Raw genomic sequence first — 20,358 nt, 5'->3', positions numbered from 1 at the left:
CGGACGATGGGGCGCAACCTCCCGAACGACAGGGCGCCCTTCCGTCAGGAGATCGCCATGTAGCGGCCCGGCTTGTGGTTCATCGCCAGGATGGCGTTGAGGACGAGCGTGCCGACCAGGGACAGGGCGACCTTGTCCGGCGGAAGCACGAAAAGGGCGGCGGCGAAAATCGCTGCGTCGATGCCGAGCTGGACCCAGCCGGCGCGCAGACCCTGGCGCTCCTGCAGGTAGAGCGCGAGGATGTTGACCCCGCCGATGGCGGTGCGGTGGCGCGCGAGCGCCAGCAGGCCGAGCCCCATCGCGACGCCGCCGGCGATGGCGGCATAGAGCGGCGCTACCGCTTCGATCCGGAACCAGCCCGGCGTCGCCCAGACGAAGAGCGAGATCAGCGCGACGGCCGCGACGGTGCGCAGCGTGAACGCGAGGCCCATCCGCCGGAAGGCGAGCCAGTAGAACGGCAGGTTGATGACGAAGAACAGCGGGCTGAAATCGGCGCCGGTGGCGAATTGCAGCAGCAGGGCGAGCCCCGCCGCTCCGCCGGTCAGCAGGGTCGCCTTGGCAAAGAGGACGATGCCGATGCTGATCATCAGCGTGCCCAGCGGAAGGGCGAGCAGATCTTCGTAGAGACGGTGCTGCTGCGGCATGGTGGCGATGGCGGTCTGGGACACGGCGAGCCCTGTATCGGCTGGAGGCTGCGAGCGCCAGAGGCTATGCAATGGTCGAGCCAGGAGGCAGGGGAACCATTCCGTGGGGCACAGACTTCTCCTACTTCCCGCGTTCCTCGGAGAGATATCCTTGATGCTTCTGCGGCTCGTCGCGGCCCTCCTGCTGCTGATCCCGAGCGGCATCGCATTCGCCCAGCAGCCCGTCGCCTGGAAAACCGGACGCGAGGCGCGCGAGATCGAGCGCAAGGTCGATGCGCTGATCGGGAGGATGACGCTGGAGGAAAAGGTCGGCCAGCTCCACCTCTCGGGGCGCGGCGAAGGCTTCGACGTCAATCAGGTCCGCAGCGGCGACATGGGCGCGGTGATGAATTTCGTCGTGCCGGCCGAGGTTCTGGCGGTTCAGAAGGCCGTGCGCGAGAGCCGGCTGAAGATCCCGCTGATCATCGGGCTCGATGCGGTCCATGGCTTCTCCACCTACTTTCCGCTGCCGCTCGGGCAGGCTTCGAGCTGGAACCCGGAATTGATCGAGCAGGCCGCTTATTGGACGGGGCGGGAAGCCTCGGCCGCCGGCATCAACTGGACCTTCGCGCCGATGGTCGACATCTCGCGCGATCCGCGCTGGGGCCGTGCGCTGGAGGGAGCGGGCGAGGACGCCTATCTCGGTGCCGTCGTCGCGGCGGCACGCACACGCGGCTACCAGCGTGGCGGGGTGGCGACGACGCCGAAGCACTTCGTCGGCTATGGCGCCGTTGAGGCGGGGCGCGACTACAACGCGACCTGGATCCCGACGAGCCAGCTCTTCGACCTGCATCTGCCACCGTTCAAGGCCGCCTTCGAGGCCGGTGCGATGACGGCGATGGCGGCTTTCACGGCGCTGAACGGCGTGCCGACTACGGCGCATAAGGGTATGCTGACCGATCTCCTGCGCGGCCGCTGGGGCTTCCGCGGCTTCGTCACCTCCGATTTCGGCTCGATTACCGAGCTCAGGCTGCATGGCATCGCCCGCGACGATGCCGAAGCTGCGCGCAAGGCTCTGCTCGCCGGCATCGACATGGACATGATGGGCGACGTCTATCACAAGCACCTCGCCGGCGAGGTACGCGCCGGCCGCGTGCCGGTGAAGGCGGTGAACGAGGCGGTGCGGCGGGTGCTGCGCGTCAAGTTCCATCTCGGCCTGTTCGAGAGACCCGACGTCGATCCCGCCGCCGCGCAGAGCCTGATGCAGACGCAGGCCGCCCGCGAGGTTGCGCTGCAGGCGGCGCGCGAGGGTGCGATCCTGCTCAAGAATGCCGATGAGACGCTGCCGATCCGCGAGACGGTGAAGTCGGTCGCCGTGATCGGCGCCATGGCGGTGCCGGAAGACGAGCGGGTCTGGACCGATCCGGCGGGGCTCGGCCGGCGCGTCGTCGCCCCCCTGCCGGACGCGCTGCGCGAGCGGCTGCCGAGGGAGGTCTCGGTTGCCTACCAGCCCGCCTTCACCAAGAACTGCGGCACGGAATTCGCCGACAAGGAGGCCGCGATCCGCGCCGCTGCCGAGAGCGATCTCGTCGTCGCGATGCTCGGCGAGGATTGCGAGTTCATCGGCGAAGCGGCCTCGCGCACCAAGCTGGACCTGCCGGGCGTGCAGCAGGAACTGCTCGAGGCTCTGGTCAAGACCGGCAAGCCGGTGGTTCTGGTGCTGGCGACGGCCCGGCCGCTCATCCTGACCTGGGCGAACGACCATGTCGCCGCGATCCTGCAGACCTTCCACGGTGGTACGGAGGGGCGGACCGCGATCGCGGACATCCTGACCGGGCGCTACAATCCGTCGGGGCGCGTGCCGATGAGCTTCCCGCGCTCGGTCGGCCAGATTCCGGTCTATTACGGCCAGCTTCCCTCCGGCCGGCCGGAAAAGCCGGGCGAGCGTTACGCGTCCATCTTCATGGACGAGCGCAACGAGCCGCTCTACCCCTTCGGATACGGGCTCTCCTACAGCCGCTTCAGCTATGCCAATCCGCGCGTTTCGGCCTCGTCGGTGCGGCGCGGCGGCGCGGTCGAGGTGGCGGTCGACGTCACCAATACGGGTGCGCGCGACGGGCAGGAAGTGGTGCAGCTCTATATCCGCCAGCCCGTTGCGAGCCTGTCGCGTCCGCTACGTGAGCTGAAAGGCTTCAGGAAGGTCATGATTGCTGCCGGAGAGACGAAAACTGTGCGATTCAAGCTGGAGGCCTCAAGCCTCGGGGCCCATGACGAACAGGGACGTTATGTCGTCGACCCCGGCGAATTGGAAATTTACCTCGGCGGATCGTCCCGCGCGGCAGCAATGACACAAGTCGTCGTGTTAAGGTCTTGATCGAATATTTGATTCGTCTGCATCGTGTTTAATCTCGACAAGTTTCGGTTTTCGGTGAATCCTTCCGTTGCCGGCTTGCACGCCATGGCGTGCGGGCCGGTGGGCGCGGCTTCGAGGGATGTGGCGATGGCGACCGGAACCGTAAAATGGTTCAATACTGAAAAGGGGTACGGCTTCATTCAGCCGGAGGAAGGCGGCAAGGACGTGTTCGTCCATATTACTGCCGTCAAGGAAGCCGGTATGATGACGCTGACGGAAGGGCAGAAGGTTTCTTTCGAGCTGAAGACCGAACGCGGCAAGACCGCAGCGGGCGATCTGAAACTGCTCTGAACGTTTCCTGCTGCAAGGAAGAACCGCCTGCCGCGCGCGGCCAAGGCCGCGGCAGGCGCTCGCTGACATCGAAAGACCGGAGCGACGTTGACCGCCGTATTTCCGGGGTCGTGGTTTTGCTTACTTTTCTGGATAGGCGCGCCGAAAGCCCCGCCCAGGCCCAGCCTGCGGGGTTTCAGGCTTGAGCATCCGAGGGATGCGCGGATGCCTTGCGGCGTTCGCAGTGGACGGTTGCGCGCCGATGTGGTGTCGATGTCGAATGTCGCACAGCGATGACCTCGCGCTGCCCGGCTGCGCGCACGGGCATCTGGGGGGCGCCCGCTTGGACGCCCGGCGAGCGCGGGGAGTTGCCTGCTCGGCCAGCGCGAACTCGCCACCTACGCGCTCATCGCATCAGAGCTTTCTGGTGCGATCGTGAATAGATCGATCACCGTTATCGCGTCTTATCGGACGCGCGGCGATCGAGCGGATCCGCAACGGCGCGGGATGCGAAACCCGCAGTTCCCTCCGGCCTACGATGCCTCGCGAAGCCCCTCCGTCGGATAGGACGCGCGCAGGATAGGCATGGGTCCCGCGTCGGCGCCGCTGTGCAGCTTATCCGGGATAGCGTCGTGGGAGGAAATAGCGACCAGGCTCGGAACAGGCGCGACCCCTCATCCGTTAGCGCCACCCGCTGCCGCCTTCTCCCGCCAGGGGAGACGTGAAGCATTGCCCCTGCGGCTCGTTCCGTGGGTCGTCCTGTTTTCCGCACGACAATCCGCTTGCACGAACGATGCTCTCGATATAAAGATATCTTTATATCTTTTTTCGAGCGGGGGAGGCGTTTGCGTGCGGCAGCCGACGGCATTGTCTTCCGATGTTCTTCTCGCAGGTCTCAGGGCCGCAGGGGAGGAGACGCGCCTGCGCATCCTTGCGCTCCTGTCCGAGGGCGAGCTTTCCGTTTCCGACCTGACCGACATTCTCGGCCAGTCGCAGCCGCGCATCTCGCGCCATCTCAAGCTCCTGGCCGAGGCCGGGCTGATCCGACGGTCCCGCGAGGGGGCCTGGGCCTTCTTCCGGCTCGATGAGACCGGGCCGGGGGGAGCTTTCGCCGCTTCGCTCGCCGCCTGGCTCGATCGTGCCGATCCGGTGCTCGCGGCCGATCGCGAGAGGTTGGCTTCCGTCCGGGCGAACCGCGCCGAGGCAGCGCAGAGCTATTTCGCCAGCGTCGCGCGCGACTGGGACCGTTTGCGCGGCCTGCATGTGCCCGACCACGTCGTCGAGGCGGCGGTCGAAGAGGCCGTCGGCGAGGGGACGCCGGGCGCGATGCTCGATCTCGGCACCGGCACCGGCCGGATGCTGGAGCGGATCGCGCCGAAATTCGGCCGCGCCGTCGGCGTCGATGCCAACCACGCGATGCTCGCGGTGGCGCGTGCCAATCTGGAGCGGGCGGGGCTGTCGCGCGTCGAACTCAGGCAGGGCGATATCTATGCGCTGCCCTTCGCGCGCAATTCCTTCGACCTCGTCGTCGTCCATCAGGTGCTGCACTTCCTCGACGATCCCGGCCGGGCCGTGCGCGAGGCCGCGGCCATGCTGGCGCCGGGCGGACGGTTGATCGTCGTCGATTTCGCCCCGCACGACATGGAATTTCTGCGGACCGAGCATGCGCATCGCCGGCTCGGCTTCTCGCGACAGCAGATCGCCGGCTGGTTCACTGAGGCCGGTCTCGCCTGCGATCTTTCCCGCGAAGTCACCCTGGCCGATGGCGGCTCCGGGCAGTTGCCGGTCATGCTCTGGCGCGGGCGCGACCGGCGCGTGCAGTCCGATCCGCCAGCCCGCATGATCAATCTCGAGGTTGCGTGATGAATGCCTTTCGCCCTAGCCGGCACGGTTCGCGCCGTCCCCGCGTTTCCTTCGAGTTCTTCCCGCCGAAGACGGCGGAGATGGAGGTCGCGCTGTGGGAGAGCGTGCGCCGGCTCGAGCCGCTCGGCCCGAACTTCGTCTCGGTGACCTATGGCGCTGGCGGCTCGACCCGTGAGCGCACCCATGCCACGGTCAAGCGCATGGTCGAGGAGACGGCGCTGAAGCCGGCCGCGCATCTCACCTGCGTTTCGGCCTCGAAGGCCGAGATCGACGAGGTCATCCGCTCCTATTGGGATGCCGGCGTGCGCCATGTCGTGGCACTGCGCGGGGATCCGGCCGGCGGCCTCGGCACCACCTATGAGCCGCACCCGGACGGCTATCACCAGACTTCGGACCTCGTCGCGGGCTTGAAGCGTATCGGCGATTTCGAGGTGACGGTCTCGGCCTATCCGGAGAAGCATCCGGAAGCCGCCTCGCTCGATGCCGATATCGATGCGCTGAAGAAGAAGGTCGATGCCGGCGCGACGCGGGCGATCACCCAGTTCTTCTTCGATAACGACGTCTATTTCCGCTATCTCGACAAGGTCCGCGCTGCCGGCATCGAGATCCCGATCCTGCCGGGCATCGTTCCCGTCCAGAACTTCAAGCAGACCGCGAATTTCGCGCGCAAGACCGGCGCCAGCGTGCCGCAATGGCTGGCAGACCGCTTCGAAGGGCTGGAGGATGATCCGGCGACGCGTCGTCTGGTGGCGGCCGCCGTTTGCGCGGAGCAGGTGCTCGACCTGATCGATCGCGGCGTCTCCGACCTGCATTTCTACACGATGAACAAGGCCGACCTCGTCTACGCCATCTGCCATCTCGTCGGCTTGAAGCCCGAGAAGCCGGCGGCGCAGGCGGTGGCGGCGGAGTGAGCCTGATGTCCGACTTCATTCCCGCTCCCGTCGATGGCGCCGAGATCGAGCGCTCGCTCCGCCAGGCCGCGCGCGAGCGCATCCTCGTGCTCGACGGCGCGATGGGCACGCAGATCCAGGACCTCAAGCTCTCGGAAGCGGATTTCCGCGGCGAGCGCTTCAAGGGCTTCAACCACGACCTCAAGGGCAACAACGACATCATCGCGCTGACGCAGCCCGAGGCGCTGCGCGACATCCACCTCGCCTATTTCCGGGCGGGCGCCGATATCGTCGAGACCAACACCTTCTCCGGCACTTCGATTGCCCAGGCCGATTACGGCATGGAGGCGTATGTCCATGAGCTGAACGTCGAGTGCTCGCGCATTGCCCGCGAGGCCGCACTGATCGCGCAGAAGGAGGACGGGCGCCGCCGCTATGTCGCGGGTGCCATCGGCCCGACCAACCGCACGCTCTCGATCTCGCCCGATGTCAACAATCCCGGTTTCCGTGCCGTCACCTTCGATCAGGTCCGCGAATCCTATGCCGAGCAGGTGAGGGGGCTGATCGATGGCGGTTCCGAGCTGCTGCTGATCGAGACGATCTTCGACACGCTCAACGCCAAGGCCGCGATCGTCGCGATCGAGGAGGTGTTCCGCGCCAAGGGCATCCGCCTGCCGGTGATGATCTCCGGCACGATCACAGACCTTTCGGGCCGCACGCTCTCCGGCCAGACGGTCGAGGCCTTCTGGAACGCCGTGCGCCACGCCGCGCCGCTGACTGTCGGCCTCAACTGCGCGCTCGGCGCGCGCGAGATGCGGGCGCATATCAAGGATATGTCCCGTGTCGCCGACACGCTGATCTGCGCCTATCCGAATGCCGGCCTGCCCAACGAATTCGGCCTCTATGACGAACGGCCCGAGGCGACCGCCAAGATGCTGGCGGAGTTCGCCGATGCCGGCTTCGTCAATGTCGTCGGCGGCTGCTGCGGCACCACGCCGGGGCATATCGAAGCGATCGCGCAGGCGGTGGCCGGCAAGGCGCCGCGCCAGATTCCCGAGACGAAGCCCTATCTGCGCCTTGCGGGGTTGGAGCCCTTCACGCTCGACGAGACCATCCCCTTCGTCAACGTGGGCGAGCGCACCAATGTCACCGGCTCCGCCAAGTTCCGGAAGCTTATCACCGCCGGCGACTATGCTGCGGCGCTTGATGTGGCGCGCGACCAGGTCGCCAACGGCGCGCAGGTCATCGACATCAACATGGACGAGGGCCTGCTCGATTCCGAGAAGGCGATGACCGAGTTCCTCAACCTGATCGCCTCCGAGCCCGACATCTCGCGCGTGCCGATCATGGTGGACTCCTCGAAGTTCCCGGTGATCGAGGCGGGTCTCAAGACGATCCAGGGCAAGCCGATCGTCAACTCCATCTCGATGAAGGAAGGCGAAGAGGCCTTCCTCGAGCATGCCCGCATCTGCCGGCAGTACGGCGCGGCTGTGGTCGTGATGGCCTTCGACGAGACCGGGCAGGCCGATACCTATGCCCGCAAGATCGAGATCTGCACGCGGGCCTATAAGCTGCTGACCGAGAAGGCCGGCTTCCCGCCTGAAGACATCATCTTCGACCCGAACATCTTCGCGGTGGCGACGGGCATCGAGGAGCACGACAACTACGGCAACGACTTCATCGACGCGACCCGCGCGATCCGTGAGACGCTGCCGCATGCCCATATTTCGGGTGGCGTGTCGAACCTCTCGTTCTCCTTCCGAGGCAACGAGAAGGTGCGTGAAGCCATGCACTCCGTGTTCCTCTACCACGCCATCAAGGCGGGGATGGACATGGGCATCGTCAATGCCGGCCAGCTCGGCTCTTACGACGATCTCGATCCCGAGCTGCGGGAGCTCTGCGAAGACGTCGTTCTCAACCGTCGCAAGGATTCGACCGAACGGCTGCTGGAGGCCGCGCCGCGCTTCAAGGGCGATGGTTCTGTGGCAGCATCAGGCAAGGATCTCGCCTGGCGCGAACTGCCGGTCGAGAAGCGGCTGGAGCATGCGCTTGTCGCCGGCATCACCGAATTCATCGATGTCGATACGGAAGAAGCCCGCCTGAAGGCGGAGAAGCCGCTGCACGTCATCGAGGGGCCGCTGATGGCCGGCATGAACGTGGTCGGCGACTTGTTCGGCGCGGGCAAGATGTTCCTGCCGCAGGTGGTGAAGTCCGCCCGCGTGATGAAGCAGGCTGTCGCCTATCTCATGCCCTTCATGGAGGAGGAGAAGCGCCTCAACGGCGGCTCCGAGCGCGCCGCTGCCGGCAAGGTGCTGATGGCGACGGTGAAGGGCGATGTCCACGACATCGGCAAGAACATCGTCGGCGTCGTGCTCCAGTGCAACAATTACGAGGTGATCGACCTCGGCGTGATGGTGCCGACGCAGAAGATCCTGGAGACGGCGCGCAAGGAGAAGGTCGACATCATCGGCCTCTCCGGCCTGATCACGCCCTCGCTCGACGAGATGGTGACGGTCGCCTCCGAGATGGAGCGCGAAGGCTTCGACATCCCGCTGCTGATCGGCGGGGCGACGACGAGCCGCGTGCATACGGCGGTGAAGATCCACCCGGCCTATGAGAAGGGCCAGACGGTCTATGTCACCGACGCCTCGCGCGCGGTGGGCGTGGTTTCGAACCTGCTCTCGCAGGACCAGAAGCCAGCCTATGTCGATGGGCTCAAGGCCGAGTACGCCAAGGTCGCCGACGCGCATCGCCGCTCGGAGGCGGACAAGCAGCGCCTGCCGCTGGCCAAGGCCCGCGCCAACGCCTTCAAGCCGGATTGGGCCAGCTACGTGCCGCCGAAGCCGAGCTTCCTCGGCACGCGCGTCTTCCGGACCTACGACATCGCCGACCTCGTGCCGGTGATCGACTGGACGCCGTTCTTCCAGACCTGGGAGCTGAAGGGCCGCTTCCCGGCGATCCTGGAGGACGAGAAGCAGGGCGAGGCGGCGCGCGCGCTCTGGGAAGATGCGCAGGCGATGCTGAAGCGCGTCGTCGAGGAGCGCTGGTTCAACCCGAAGGCGGTGATCGGCTTCTGGCCGGCCAATGCCGTCGGCGACGACATCCGCCTCTATACCGGCGAGAGCCGGCAGGAGACGCTCGCAACCTTCCACGGCCTGCGCCAGCAGCTCTCCAAGCGCGACGGCAAGCCGAACATGTGCCTCTCCGACTTCGTTGCGCCGGAAGGCGGAGCGCCCGACTATATCGGTAGCTTCGTTGTCACGGCCGGCGCGGAGGAGGAGCGCATCTCCGAGAAGTTCGCGCGCGACAACGACGACTACCGTTCGATCATGGTCAAGGCCCTGGCCGACCGCTTTGCGGAAGCCTTCGCCGAGCGCATGCACCAGCTCGTGCGCAAGGAGTTCTGGGGCTACGCGCCGGACGAGGCGTTCAGCAACGAGGATCTCATCCGCGAGGAGTATCGCGGCATCCGCCCGGCGCCCGGCTATCCGGCCCAGCCCGACCACACCGAGAAGGAGACGCTCTTCCGGCTGCTGGAGGCGGAGCGGCGCGTCGGCGTGAAGCTGACCGAGAGCTATGCGATGTGGCCGGGCTCCTCGGTCTCCGGGCTCTATCTCGCCCACCCCGACGCCTATTACTTCGGCGTCGCCAAGGTCGAGCGCGATCAGGCCGAGGATTATGCGGCGCGCAAGGGGATGAGCATCGAGGAGGTCGAGCGCTGGCTCGCGCCGATCCTCAACTACGATACCGCCGCCTATCGGCTTCAGGCGGCGGAGTAGGGCAGGGGCGGCCAGGGCGGCGGCTCTTTATTTCTACAGATGGAGTTTGTTGAATTTCCGGCCCGGCTCGTATAACCGAGCGGGGCCGGGCTGTCCGGCATCCCTATGGCGGACTGAGCGGTCATGACCGACGACAACGACAATTACGTCTATGACGAGGCGACGGGCGAGTGGCGCCCTGCTTCCGAGGCGGCGGCGGCCGCTGCCGCCGCGGCGCACGTCGAAGTGCGTGATTCCGCCGGAAATGTTCTGGCGGATGGCGATTCCGTCGTGCTGATCAAGGATCTGAAGGTCAAAGGTGCCGGCCAGACCCTGAAGCAGGGCACGGTGATCCGCTCGATCCGGCTGACCGACAATCCTGAAGAGATCGACTGCCGCCACGACGCTATCAAAGGCCTCGTGCTGCGCACCGAATTCGTCCGCAAGCGCTGAGGCGGGGGCTCGGTGATCCGGAAAGCGACCCTTGCCGACCACGCGCGCATCCATGCCATCCGCATGGGCGTGCGCGAGAACGTCCTCGGCGATCCCTCGCTGGTGACGCCCGAAGAAGTCGACTGGTATCGCGAACACGCCATCTTCCTGGTTGCGGAGGAGGCGGGCGAGATCGTGGCCTTCACCTGTGCCAACCATCAGAGCGGTCTGGTCTGGGCTCTGTTCGTCGACCCCGCGCATGAGGGGCGCGGCCATGGCCGGGCGCTGCTGGACGCGGCGCTCGCCGAATTGAGGGCGGCGGGGCATGCGCAGGCGTGGCTGACGACGGGATCGGGTACGCGGGCCGAGCGCTTCTATCGGCGCCATGGCTGGCGCGAGATGGGCCGATCGATCGACGGGCAGATCGTGTTCATCCGGGCGTTGGCGGAGGCGGACGTCAACTGAGCCGCGACGAAGCCCGGATCAGGCCGAGGCGGCCCTGGAGCGGATTGCGGTGACCGGCCCGTCGAAGACGCGGACGCAGTCGCCCCCAGCCATGCCGGCGACATGGAGTGCGGCTTCCGCCTCGGCGAGGATTTCCTGCTGCTGGCGAAAGCGGTCCGCCATCACCAGCGCGGCGCCGATCGACAGCTTGAAATCGAGCACGAGCGCGCCGTGCGAGACCGGGCGGCAGAGCAGGCGGCGTGTGCCGTCGAGCACGGTGCCCAGATAGTGCCGGTCACCGGGCATTTGCAGCAGCAGGGCGAAGGCGCCAGGTCCCGCCGGATCGATCGCCAGCGCATCGGGGAAGAGCCGCTTCAGCCGCTCGGCGATGCCGCGCGTGAGCGTATCGCTCGCCGCCTTGCCGAAATCTTCGACCAGGTTCTGGAAACGGTCGATCTGGAAGATCGCAAGGGCGAAGCGGTCTGGACCGGAGCGCCGGTCGTGCCTGATCTGCCGTAGCGTGTCGGCGAAGCTGTGCGGCAGGGCATGGCCGGTGAGCGGTTCGCTGCGCGCCGTGCCGGCAAGCTCGGTCCAGAGCCCCTTTTCGGCGGTGACGTCCTGCTTGGAGCCGAAGATGCGGAGCGGGCGGCCATGCTGATGGCCGACGCCGACGACAAGACGCATCCAGCGCCTCTCGCCCGTCGCTGCCTTGATCCGGCAGTCCAGCGCGAAGCCCTGACCGGTGCGGATGGCGGTGCTGCGCAGCCTGTTCATGTCGCGGCGCGACTGGTCCTCGTAGAGGTCCAGGGTCGCGCTCCGGTAGATGGCCGAGCCGCGCTTCAGGCCGAAGAGGTCGTAGACGCCGTCGGTCCAGCTCAGCGATTCATTGGAGAGGTTGCATTCCCAGGCGCCGATGGAGGCCGTGGCGGCGGCGCGATCATAGAGGGGACGGGTCGCCGCGATGAGCTGCTGGCTGTTCAAGACGCCCCTCCTGTGCCGATGTGGCAACCCTAAGCCCGGTCCGTTAAGGGACCTTTGCGTTACATGCGCGGCGGCTGGAATTTCATTCGCGCCGCAACGCCTCGATCGGATCGAGCCTTGCGGCCCGCTGCGCCGGGTAGAAGCCGAAGAAGACGCCGATCAGCCCGGAGACGCCGACCGCGATCAGGATCGTCTCGATCGAGATCACCGAGGGCCAGCCGGCGACATGGGCGATGGTGAGCGCGGCCGCAATGCCGAGCGCCACGCCGGCCGCGCCGCCGATGGTCGCGAGCGTGGTCGCCTCGATCAGGAACTGGATCAGCACCGCGCTCTGGCGAGCCCCGACCGCAAGCCTGAGGCCGATCTCGCGGGTGCGCTCGGTCACCGAGACCAGCATGATGTTCATGATGCCGATGCCGCCGACCAGCAGCGAGACGGCGGCCACTGCCGCGAGCAGCCAGGACAGGGTGGTTGCGGCGGCTGTCGCGGTGTTGGCGATCTCGGTGAGGTTGCGGACGATGAAGTCGTCGTCCTGATCCTCCATCAACCGGTGGCGCTGGCGCAGCAGGGCGGTGACCTCGGCGATGCCGGGATTGATCGCCTCCTCGTTCGCGAACTTCACCATGATGCTCTGCACCGAGCGGTCGCGGGCATAGTTGCGGCCGACGATGCGGCGCCGGCCGGTATCGAGCGGCACGAAGATGACGTCATCCTGGTCCTGCCCCAGCGCCGACTGGCCCTTGGGTGCCATCACGCCGATGACCTTGAAGGGCACGTTGCGGATGCGGAACTGCTGGTCGAGCGGGTTCTCCTCGCCGAAGAGATTGCGCGCCACGGTCTGGCCGATGACCGCGACGATCTCGCCCTTGCGCAGTTCCTCGGGCTCGAACAGCCGGCCGTCGGCGAGATCCCATTCGCGGGCGGCGAAGAAATCGAGATTGGTCGCGGTGATCTGCGTCGACCAGTTGGTGCCGGCATAGACCGCCTGGGCGCGGGTGACGATGACGGGCGCGGCGGCGGTGGTGTCCTCGACTTCCTTCAGGATCGCGGCGGCGTCCTCGTCGGTCAGCGTCGAGGAGGCGCCGGCGCCGAGGCGCACGCCGCCCTGGGTGACGTTGCCGGACTGGATGATCGCGAGATTGGCGCCGAGCGACTTGATCTGTCCGGTGACGCGCTCGCGCGCGCCGGAGCCGATCGCGACCATGGCGATGACGGCTGCGACGCCGATGATGATGCCGAGCATCGTCAGCGCCGAGCGCAGCGCATTGGCGCCGATTGCGGAGAGGGCCGAGCGGAGGGCTTCGACGAGACTCATGCGGCGGCCTCCGGCAAATCCATCTCAGGCAAGGCGACGCCGGCATCGAGCGCTTCCAGCGCAGTGCGAGCGTCGGCCGGCTCCTGCCTGATATCGCTGAGCAGATGTCCGTCGCGAAAGCGGATCAGCCGGCGCGCATGGCGGGCGACCTCGGCGTCATGCGTGACGAGGACAACGGTGACGCCTTCGCGGTTCAGATCCTGGAAGAGCGCGAGGATTTCGAGCGCAGTACGGCTGTCGAGCGCGCCGGTGGGCTCGTCGGCGAGTAGGAGGCGCGGCTGGTTGACCAGTGCGCGCGCAATGGCGACGCGCTGCTGCTGGCCACCGGAGAGCTGCATCGGGCGGTGATGGGCGCGCTCGGCCAGGCCGACACGCCCGAGCGCCGCAAGCGCGCGCCGGCGCCGCTCGGCCCGCGCCACGCCGGCATAAACCATCGGCAGTTCGACATTGGCACAGGCATCGATGCGCGGCAGCAGGTTGAATTGCTGGAAGACGAAGCCGAGCTTGCGGTTGCGCAGCTCGGCCAGGCCATCGCTCGACAGCGTCTCGACCGCGACGCCGTCGAGCACGTAATGGCCGGCGCTCGGCCGGTCGAGGCAGCCGATCAGGTTCATGAAGGTCGACTTGCCCGAGCCGGATGGCCCCATCACGGCGACGAGGTCGCCGGCCTCGATCGTGAGCGAGACCCGGTCCAGCGCCGTGACGCGGCCGGAATCGAGATCGTAGACACGGGAAAGGTCGCGGGTTTCGATCAGGGGCATGGTGCGTGCTCCGATCGACGCCTACACTCAGTGCTCGTCCCGAGGCGAGCCGCAGGCGCGTCTCGAAGGATGTTCCAGATGTTTCCGGAAACACCCCGACCATCCTTCGAGACGCCGCTGCGCGGCTCCTCAGGACGCGGGCTACACATGTGATCGCGGGCTGTCATCAGAACAGCCGCGGCCCGCGCGGGCGGGAGGCGGGCGGTTCGGGTGCCGCCGTGGCGCGTGGGCCGCCCCCGGTCACGATCTGCATGCCGTCCTTGACCTCGCCGCCGAGAAGCTCGGTGAAGGCGCCGTCGGTCGGCCCGAGCATGACCGGCACCGGCTTGGGCTGGCCGGCGTCGTCGAGCACATAGATGCGTCCCGGAACGCCCTGGGGCGGGGCGGCGCGTCCTTCCTGCATGATCGCCTCGAACTTGGCGCGGCGCTCGGGGTCGAGAACCGCGCCGATCTTGGCGACGAGCTCGTTGCGCGCCGTGCGGATGGCGGCGCGGCGCTCCTCCGGCGAGAGGCCGGCCATCGCCTCGCGACTGCCGCGGCGCTCCTTCAGGATTTCGGCGATCGCCTGCTTCTGCTCCGCCGTCGGCTGCAGCTCGGTCTCGATCCGCTCACGCAAGGCCGCAGCGGCGCGCGGGCCGCGCTCGCTCGCCGAGCCATCGGAAGCGGGACCGGCGCCGGAGGGAGCGGATGGCGCGAGCGCGGCGCCGGCGGGGCGGAAACGCAGCGCGGCATTGGGCACGCGCAGCGCTTCGGAGCGGTCTTCGGTCACGACCTGAAGATTGGCGGTCATGCCCGGCAGAAGCGCCATGTCGCGGTTCTCGACCCGCACGACGCCGGTATAGGTCACGACGTTCTGGATGGTCTGGGCGCCGAGGCGAACCATCTCGACCCGTCCCTGGAAGGTCCGGTTGGGATAGGCGTTGACGGTGAAGGAGACCGGCTGTCTCGGCCTCAGCCGGCCGACATCGGCTTCGTCGATATTGGCGTAGATGTCGATGGTCCTCAGGTCCTGTGCGATCTGGAACAGCGTCGGCGTCGAGAGCGAGGCGGCGACCGTCTGGCCGAGATCGACCTGGCGCTGCACCACGACGCCATCGACCGGCGAGCGGATATCCGTGCGCTCGAGATCGATCAGGATGTCCTTCAGCTTGGCCTCGCGGCTGCCGATCAGGGCGGTGCCGGACTGGACCTGGCCTTCGGCGAGCTGAATGTCTGCATCGAGCCCCTTGAGCTCGGCGCGGGCCGAGGCGAGCTGGGCCTCGTTCGAGGCGAGCGTCGCGGTCTGGATCTCGACCTGCGTGCGCGCGGTGTCGAGATTCTGCTGCGAGCCGGTGCTGCGGTTGAAGAGCTGCTCCTGGCGCTCGAAGGTGCGCTTGGCGTCGGCGAGTTGGGCGGCGGTGCGGTCGCGCTGGGCTTCGAGATCGCGGATGACCGAATCGGCCTTGATCCGGGCGGTGCGGGCGCGGTCGAGCTGGGCGCGCTTGACGGTGAGATCGGCTCTGGCCTGCTCGAGATCCGACTGTGCCGCGTCGCGTCGCGTCTTGATCTGGTCGCTGTTGAGGCGAGCAACGATCTGCCCGGCCTTTACCTGCGAATTGTAGTCGACGAGGATCTCGACGATCTGGCCGGAAAGCTGGGAACCGACGAGGACGGTGGTGACCGGCGTCAGTGTGCCGGTGGCGCGCACTGCGGCGGTAATGCGGCCCCGATCGAGCGCTGCGGTGCGATAGGGTGGTTCATTGGCGGCCCCGCCGGCCGGGCGCAAAGCCCAGTAGCCGCCGGCTGCTGCGAGCACGACGAGCCCCGTTCCGATCAGCCATTTGCGCAAGGTCGCTTCCCCATCCCGCCTGCGCGCGAGCGCAGTTGGCGGCGACTGTGCCAGAAAGCGGATCGGCCGGCGAGTTAACTTCCTGCAATCTTTGGGTTAGCCACCGCTCAGGCCGTGCGGGCGCCCTGCGTTGCAGCGAGCAGGTCTCGCAACGTCGTGATCGTCGAGGAATCGGCGACGCCGTCGACCTTCTCCGGCCGCCAGTGGCGCTGGAAGGCGGCGACGACGGCTTCGAGCTTCTCGTCGAAGATGCCGTCGACCGCGACGCCATAGCCGAGCATGGCGAACATCGCCTGCAGTGCCTCGACCGGCTGGCCGCTCTCGCCGCGGGCGAAGAAGCGCCCGCCCCGGATCGGGGCAGGCTCGCTCCACAGGCCGACGCCGGCCTCGGCGAAGCGCCGCCACGGGAATTTCTCGCCGGGATCGATCTTGCGCCCCGGCGCGATGTCGGAATGGGCGAGCACGCGTTCGGGGGAAATGGCCCAGCGCTCGCAGATGTCGCGGCAGAGGTTCAGCGTCGCGACGATCTGCTCCTCGGGATAATCGGGGAGGCCGCCGGGATGGCCGGGGTTGGCGATCTCGATGCCGATCGAGCAGGAGTTGAGGTCGGTCTCGCCGGCCCAGTGCGAGGCGCCAGCATGCCAGGCGCGACGGCCTTCCGGCACGAGCTGTAGCGTGTGGCCGTTCTCGAAGACGAAATAATGCGAGGAGACCTGCGAGACCGGGTTGCACAGCCACTGCAGCGCTTCGCCGGCAACCGGCATGCCGGTGTAGTGCAGGATCAGTATGTCCGGCCGGCGGCCAGGCGCGCCGTCGCGCTGCTTGCGCTCGCCGTGATTGGGGGAGGGAAAGACCTTGGCAGCGAAGCGGCTGTCGGGGGTTGCTGAGTCGGTCATGGGCCTGGCTTTAGCGCGTGAGACAATGGCGGTCGAACCACGCCGTCATCCCCGGCGACCGAAGGAAGACCCGGGGTTCATGCAGGAGCATTCGTGGGGGGCGGCATGGACCCCGGGTCGGCGCTGCTTCGCTGCCTGTCCGGGATGACGGCACGTTTTCCAAAAGGAGCAACGCTCAAGCGGGTTCGGGCGTGAGGTTGCGGCTCATTCCGCGTTCCTTCCGGATCGCGTCCCAGGCTGCGTTGATCGCCGAGAGCCGCTTCGTTGCGATGGCGATCGCCTCCTCGGGGAGGCCGCGGGCGATCTCGCGGTCGGGATGGGTCTCGGCGACGAGGCGACGATAGTGCCGCTTCAGCTCGGCATCGTCCATCTCGCGGCTGGCACCGAGGACGAGATAGGGATCATCCGCGCGCCGGACGTGGCGCGCTTCGATCCGAGCGAAATCGCGCTCCTCGATGCCAAAGATGCCGGCGACCGAGCACAGATAGGCATGCTCCGCCTCATGGATCGCGCCGTCGGCCGCGGCGATCAGGAAGAGCCCGTCGAGGACATCCTCCAGCAGTGCGGGTTCGTCCCTGAAGGCGCCCGCGATCTGCGCGGCATAGGCCTCGAAGCCGGCGCTGGTCTGCTTGGCGAGGTCGAACAGATGCTCGATGCGCTGCTGCTGTTCCGGCGGAACCTCGATGATGCGGCGGAAGGCGGTGACCTCGTCGCAGGTCACGACGCCGTCCGAGCGCGCCATCTTGGCGGCGAGCGCGACCAGACCGGTGGTGAAGACGAGCTCGCGCGGCGCCGGGCCGAAAGGCGCCCCCTCGCGATCGACCAGCACATGGCCCGCAACCGCACCGAGCAGGGCGCCGAGGGGGCCGCCCAGAACGAGCCCGAGCCCGCCGCCGCCGAGTGCACCCCAGAAAGAGGAAGCCATGAACGCAATGACCCTGGTGAATCCGAAGGGCGAATGATGTGGGGAGCCGCCGCACTGATGCAAGGGGCGCGGCTGCGGCGGCCTGACGCGCCAAAAAAGTTCCGCCGGCCGGGAATGGGGCGGCAATGGGGCGGTTCGGATGCCTGCTTGATTCGTTCTTATGGACGCCGGGCCGGCTAAGTTTTCAAGGCGACTCAATACATAAAAATACTAAATAGATAAATATAGAATAAATTCCTGTTTATGTATTGAATTGCATGTTTTTCTTAATTAATGGACAGATTATCGACATATTCGACCATCAATTGAACGCCCCCATTGGCCAGTCGTGGCGTAAGGTGGGTTCAGTTCAACATGCGGTATATCTCTGGTGGTCTCGCGGCTGTGTGCCTGATTAGCCTCTCCGGCTTGGCTTCGGCGGAGGAATTCGTGAACGCGGAAACGGACGCCAGAGCCTTCATCGTTCGCGAGGCGCAGATCGCCCGCGAGAAGGCCGAGGATGCGCAGGGCGAGCAGGTTGGTGCGGCCGCCACGAAGGCGGGCGCCAGGGGCGGGCGCAAGGCGGCGCGGATGGCCAGGGCCGAAGCGGCGCGTGCTGCCGATGCCGAGACAGAGAAGGCCGAGCCTCGCGCAAGTCATTCGCCGGCCGCTCCGGCCGGGCCCGAGGGAATCAAGGCCATCGTCGCGCGCCATGCAGCAGCCAACGGCGTGCCGTTCTCGCTGGCCGATGCGGTGGTGCGGGTCGAGAGTCGCTACAATCCGCGCGCCTCGCATGCCGGAAATCTCGGCCTGATGCAGATCCGCCACCAGACCGCCCGCGGCATGGGCTATTCGGGCGGGGCCAGCGGCCTGCTCGATGCCGAGACCAATGCCCGCTACGGCATGAAATATCTGGCGCTGGCCTACAAGCTTGCCGGCGGCGACACCTGCCGCACCATCATGAAATATCAGAGCGGCCACATGGCGACCCGGATGAGCGGCGCCAACCGCACCTATTGCGCCAAGGTGCGCACCATCACGGCGCGCAACTGACGGCTATCGTGCAGGTTCCGGGCTTGCTTCTTCTCACGCGAGCCCTCGTCCTGAGGAGCCGTTCCGTCAGGAATGGCGTCTCGAAGGGCGCTTCGGGAGGCTCCGGAACCCTCTGGAACATCCTTCGAGACGCAGCCTTTGGCTGCTCCTCAAGATGAGGGCTCGATTTCCTGGCGGCTTTCCCAGCTTGACGCCGGCCGCGCCAGCGCGCATTCCCCCCTCGCCAGTCGGCCGGACGGCCGCTCCCGCTCGCGGGGGAGGAAAGTCCGGGCTCCACGGAAACACGGTGCCGGATAACGTCCGGCGGGGGCGACCCCAGGGAAAGCGCCACAGAGATCGAACCGCCGCCGGCCATGAGCTTCGGCTCCTGCCCGTCGGTAAGGGTGAAAAGGTGCGGTAAGAGCGCACCGCGGACCCGGCAACGGGGACGGCATGGCAAGCCCCACCGGGAGCAAGACCGAATAGGGACGACGCTTTCCGCGCAAGCGGAGAGGGGCTGGTTTCTGAGCCCCGTCGTCCGGGTTGGTTGCTCGAGGCGCGCAGCAATGCGCGTCCCAGAGGAATGGCCGTCACGTCGGGGGAGCGATCCTCCGGCCATCCAGAACCCGGCTTACAGGCCGACTGGCACCTCTACCGTCGCGAATTCTGCTCCGGCGGACTCAGGCGCGGCTTTCTGCGCTTCCGGTGTTGCGGGTCGAGCCAAGCCTGCCGGCCGGCGCCTCCTTTTCGGCGCTCCCGATCGTCTCTTCAGAGCCGCGTCGTCCCGGGCGACCGCGCATGCGCTGCGTCCGGGATGACTGCGCCGTGTCGCTTGACGGCTTCGCCTCAGGCCACCGTCGTCTGGACGTCGATGTTGCCCTTCGTCGCGTGCGAGTAGGGGCAAACGACGTGGGCCTTCTTCACGAGGTCCTCGACCACGGCCTTGTCGAGGCCCGGCACCGAGACGGTCAGCTTCGCGGCGATGCCGAATCCCTGCCCGTCGTCGCGCGGGCCGATGCCGACATCGGCGCTGACCCGGGCGTCCTCAGGAATCTTCACCTTCTCCTTGCCGGCGACGAATTTGAGCGCGCCGAGGAAGCAGGCCGAATAGCCCATCGAGAAGAGCTGCTCCGGATTGGTGCCTTCCCCGCCACCGCCGCCGAGCTCCTTCGGCGTGTTCAGGACGAGCTTGACGTTGCCGGTATCGGTCGCGGCCTGGCCTTCGCGGCCGCCGGTGGCGGAACCATGGGCGGTGTAGAGGATTTTCATGGGATGCTCCTACTCTGCGGTGAACCGATGCTTGCCATTTAGATTGTGCACAATTAGATTGTCAACAATCAATTTATGCAAATGACGGGTCGGTTGATCGCGCGGGCAAATTCCGCTTTGCCTGAGCTGCTGATGATGAGGATGCGATGACGGAGCAAAGCGAGGCCAAAGAGGCGATGCCGCGGCTTGAGCAGCAGCTCTGCTTTGCGGTCTATCAGGTCGGCCATGCCTTCAACCGGGCCTATCGGCCGGTCCTCGCCGAGCTCGGGCTGACCTATCCGCAATATCTCGTGATGCTCGTGCTCTGGGAGCAGGACGGGCTGGCCGTGAAGGAGCTCGGCGAGAAGCTGATGCTGGATTCCGGCACGCTGACGCCGCTGCTCAAGCGACTAGACGCCGCCGGCATCATCCGGCGCGAGCGCGACGCGCGCGACGAGCGCCAGGTCCGCATCCTGCTGACGGAGAAGGGCGAGCGGATGCGGGAGCGGGGCCGTTGCATCCAGGATGCGATCGGGCAGGCGCTGGGGGCGACGGCGCCGGATGCAGGGCGGCTGCGCGATCAGCTCGGCCTTGTTCGCGACGCGCTGCTGGCGGCTTCCCGGGACGCTTGAACATTCCGTCTCTCACCTGAGGTGCGGCGTCGTTCCCGGGTTGACCCGGAATCCGTCGGAGGGCGCGG

At 66.9% G+C, this 20,358-nt stretch carries 17 protein-coding genes and 1 other RNA gene; 10 read left to right on the top strand and 8 right to left on the bottom strand.

The genetic code is table 11. The features are described from left to right. Positions 1-44 precede the first annotated feature (44 nt). On the bottom strand, positions 45-644 hold the full coding sequence (locus AB4Z10_RS07300) for a YitT family protein (RefSeq protein ID WP_441470031.1): 600 nt from the start codon (positions 642-644) through the stop codon (positions 45-47). A gap of 154 nt (positions 645-798) precedes the next feature. Between AB4Z10_RS07300 and AB4Z10_RS07295 the strand changes: the two genes are divergently transcribed. From AB4Z10_RS07295 to AB4Z10_RS07265, 7 genes are all read left to right on the top strand, one after another. After that, positions 799-2,997 carry a glycoside hydrolase family 3 N-terminal domain-containing protein gene (locus AB4Z10_RS07295; protein WP_441469721.1) on the top strand — a complete coding sequence of 733 codons (2,199 nt, stop codon included), beginning with the start codon at positions 799-801 and terminating at the stop codon, positions 2,995-2,997. Between the two features lie 126 nt (positions 2,998-3,123). Beyond that, complete coding sequence (locus AB4Z10_RS07290; RefSeq protein WP_441470030.1) at positions 3,124-3,327, top strand: cold-shock protein; 204 nt, start codon at positions 3,124-3,126, stop codon at positions 3,325-3,327. A gap of 828 nt (positions 3,328-4,155) precedes the next feature. Then, entirely contained in the window at positions 4,156-5,169 is a 1,014-nt protein-coding gene (locus AB4Z10_RS07285; RefSeq protein WP_441469720.1) for an ArsR/SmtB family transcription factor, read from the top strand. After that, positions 5,169-6,080 carry a methylenetetrahydrofolate reductase [NAD(P)H] gene (metF, locus tag AB4Z10_RS07280; protein ID WP_441469719.1) on the top strand — a complete coding sequence of 304 codons (912 nt, stop codon included), beginning with the start codon at positions 5,169-5,171 and terminating at the stop codon, positions 6,078-6,080. The genes AB4Z10_RS07285 and metF overlap by 1 nt, the downstream gene beginning before the upstream one ends. Positions 6,081-6,085: 5 nt before the next feature. Continuing rightward, complete coding sequence (metH, locus tag AB4Z10_RS07275) at positions 6,086-9,838, top strand: methionine synthase (protein WP_441469718.1); 3,753 nt, start codon at positions 6,086-6,088, stop codon at positions 9,836-9,838. A 123-nt stretch (positions 9,839-9,961) separates the two neighbouring features. Beyond that, on the top strand, positions 9,962-10,270 hold the full coding sequence (locus tag AB4Z10_RS07270; protein ID WP_441469717.1) for an alkylphosphonate utilization protein: 309 nt from the start codon (positions 9,962-9,964) through the stop codon (positions 10,268-10,270). Between the two features lie 12 nt (positions 10,271-10,282). After that, the gene (locus AB4Z10_RS07265) at positions 10,283-10,714 is read left to right on the top strand and encodes a GNAT family N-acetyltransferase (protein ID WP_441469716.1); all 432 of its coding nucleotides are present in this window, start codon (positions 10,283-10,285) and stop codon (positions 10,712-10,714) included. Between the two features lie 18 nt (positions 10,715-10,732). Here the strand turns inward: AB4Z10_RS07265 and AB4Z10_RS07260 are convergent, their stop codons facing one another. From AB4Z10_RS07260 to AB4Z10_RS07235, 6 genes are all read right to left on the bottom strand, one after another. Continuing rightward, positions 10,733-11,674 carry a sensor domain-containing diguanylate cyclase gene (locus AB4Z10_RS07260; protein WP_441469715.1) on the bottom strand — a complete coding sequence of 314 codons (942 nt, stop codon included), beginning with the start codon at positions 11,672-11,674 and terminating at the stop codon, positions 10,733-10,735. Between the two features lie 82 nt (positions 11,675-11,756). Then, on the bottom strand, positions 11,757-12,989 hold the full coding sequence (locus AB4Z10_RS07255) for an ABC transporter permease (RefSeq protein WP_441469714.1): 1,233 nt from the start codon (positions 12,987-12,989) through the stop codon (positions 11,757-11,759). Continuing rightward, on the bottom strand, positions 12,986-13,750 hold the full coding sequence (locus tag AB4Z10_RS07250) for an ABC transporter ATP-binding protein (protein WP_441469713.1): 765 nt from the start codon (positions 13,748-13,750) through the stop codon (positions 12,986-12,988). Before AB4Z10_RS07250 ends, AB4Z10_RS07255 begins: the two co-directional genes overlap by 4 nt. Positions 13,751-13,916: 166 nt before the next feature. Next, the gene (locus tag AB4Z10_RS07245) at positions 13,917-15,578 is read right to left on the bottom strand and encodes an efflux RND transporter periplasmic adaptor subunit (RefSeq protein WP_441469712.1); all 1,662 of its coding nucleotides are present in this window, start codon (positions 15,576-15,578) and stop codon (positions 13,917-13,919) included. A gap of 107 nt (positions 15,579-15,685) precedes the next feature. Next, the gene (locus tag AB4Z10_RS07240; RefSeq protein WP_441469711.1) at positions 15,686-16,474 is read right to left on the bottom strand and encodes an N-acetylmuramoyl-L-alanine amidase; all 789 of its coding nucleotides are present in this window, start codon (positions 16,472-16,474) and stop codon (positions 15,686-15,688) included. Positions 16,475-16,649: 175 nt separating this feature from the next. Next, positions 16,650-17,399 (bottom strand): TerB family tellurite resistance protein, encoded by a 750-nt coding sequence (locus tag AB4Z10_RS07235; protein ID WP_441469710.1) that lies wholly within the window; start codon positions 17,397-17,399, stop codon positions 16,650-16,652. 429 nt (positions 17,400-17,828) lie between these two features. Here AB4Z10_RS07235 and AB4Z10_RS07230 point away from each other — a divergent pair, with 429 nt between their 5' ends. Further along, on the top strand, positions 17,829-18,431 hold the full coding sequence (locus tag AB4Z10_RS07230; RefSeq protein ID WP_441469709.1) for a lytic transglycosylase domain-containing protein: 603 nt from the start codon (positions 17,829-17,831) through the stop codon (positions 18,429-18,431). 223 nt (positions 18,432-18,654) lie between these two features. Then, positions 18,655-19,060, top strand: an RNA gene (gene rnpB, locus AB4Z10_RS07225) — RNase P RNA component class A. Between the two features lie 196 nt (positions 19,061-19,256). On the opposite strand, the gene AB4Z10_RS07220 is transcribed toward rnpB, so the two are convergent. After that, positions 19,257-19,679 carry an organic hydroperoxide resistance protein gene (locus AB4Z10_RS07220; RefSeq protein ID WP_441469708.1) on the bottom strand — a complete coding sequence of 141 codons (423 nt, stop codon included), beginning with the start codon at positions 19,677-19,679 and terminating at the stop codon, positions 19,257-19,259. Positions 19,680-19,825: 146 nt separating this feature from the next. Between AB4Z10_RS07220 and AB4Z10_RS07215 the strand changes: the two genes are divergently transcribed. Then, positions 19,826-20,290, top strand: a complete 465-nt coding sequence (locus AB4Z10_RS07215; RefSeq protein ID WP_441469707.1) for a MarR family winged helix-turn-helix transcriptional regulator — start codon at positions 19,826-19,828, stop codon at positions 20,288-20,290. Positions 20,291-20,358 lie beyond the last annotated feature (68 nt).

Origin of the sequence: Allobosea sp. RAF48, assembly GCF_052114025.1 — a bacterium.
Lineage (GTDB): Bacteria > Pseudomonadota > Alphaproteobacteria > Rhizobiales > Beijerinckiaceae > Allobosea.
Note: the sequence above shows the minus strand (reverse complement) of the source record. Positions and strands in the feature narration are given on the sequence as shown.

What these genes read in the sequence shown, in the direction of transcription:
- AB4Z10_RS07300 (WP_441470031.1), bottom strand. Translation starts at nt 644, where the DNA reads ATGCCGCAGCAGCACCGTCTCTACGAAGATCTGCTCGCCCTTCCGCTG.
- AB4Z10_RS07295 (WP_441469721.1), top strand. Translation starts at nt 799, where the DNA reads ATGCTTCTGCGGCTCGTCGCGGCCCTCCTGCTGCTGATCCCGAGCGGC.
- AB4Z10_RS07290 (WP_441470030.1), top strand. Translation starts at nt 3,124, where the DNA reads ATGGCGACCGGAACCGTAAAATGGTTCAATACTGAAAAGGGGTACGGC.
- metF (WP_441469719.1), top strand. Translation starts at nt 5,169, where the DNA reads ATGAATGCCTTTCGCCCTAGCCGGCACGGTTCGCGCCGTCCCCGCGTT.
- metH (WP_441469718.1), top strand. Translation starts at nt 6,086, where the DNA reads ATGTCCGACTTCATTCCCGCTCCCGTCGATGGCGCCGAGATCGAGCGC.
- AB4Z10_RS07270 (WP_441469717.1), top strand. Translation starts at nt 9,962, where the DNA reads ATGACCGACGACAACGACAATTACGTCTATGACGAGGCGACGGGCGAG.
- AB4Z10_RS07255 (WP_441469714.1), bottom strand. Translation starts at nt 12,989, where the DNA reads ATGAGTCTCGTCGAAGCCCTCCGCTCGGCCCTCTCCGCAATCGGCGCC.
- AB4Z10_RS07250 (WP_441469713.1), bottom strand. Translation starts at nt 13,750, where the DNA reads ATGCCCCTGATCGAAACCCGCGACCTTTCCCGTGTCTACGATCTCGAT.
- AB4Z10_RS07240 (WP_441469711.1), bottom strand. Translation starts at nt 16,474, where the DNA reads ATGACCGACTCAGCAACCCCCGACAGCCGCTTCGCTGCCAAGGTCTTT.
- AB4Z10_RS07235 (WP_441469710.1), bottom strand. Translation starts at nt 17,399, where the DNA reads ATGGCTTCCTCTTTCTGGGGTGCACTCGGCGGCGGCGGGCTCGGGCTC.
- AB4Z10_RS07220 (WP_441469708.1), bottom strand. Translation starts at nt 19,679, where the DNA reads ATGAAAATCCTCTACACCGCCCATGGTTCCGCCACCGGCGGCCGCGAA.
- AB4Z10_RS07215 (WP_441469707.1), top strand. Translation starts at nt 19,826, where the DNA reads ATGACGGAGCAAAGCGAGGCCAAAGAGGCGATGCCGCGGCTTGAGCAG.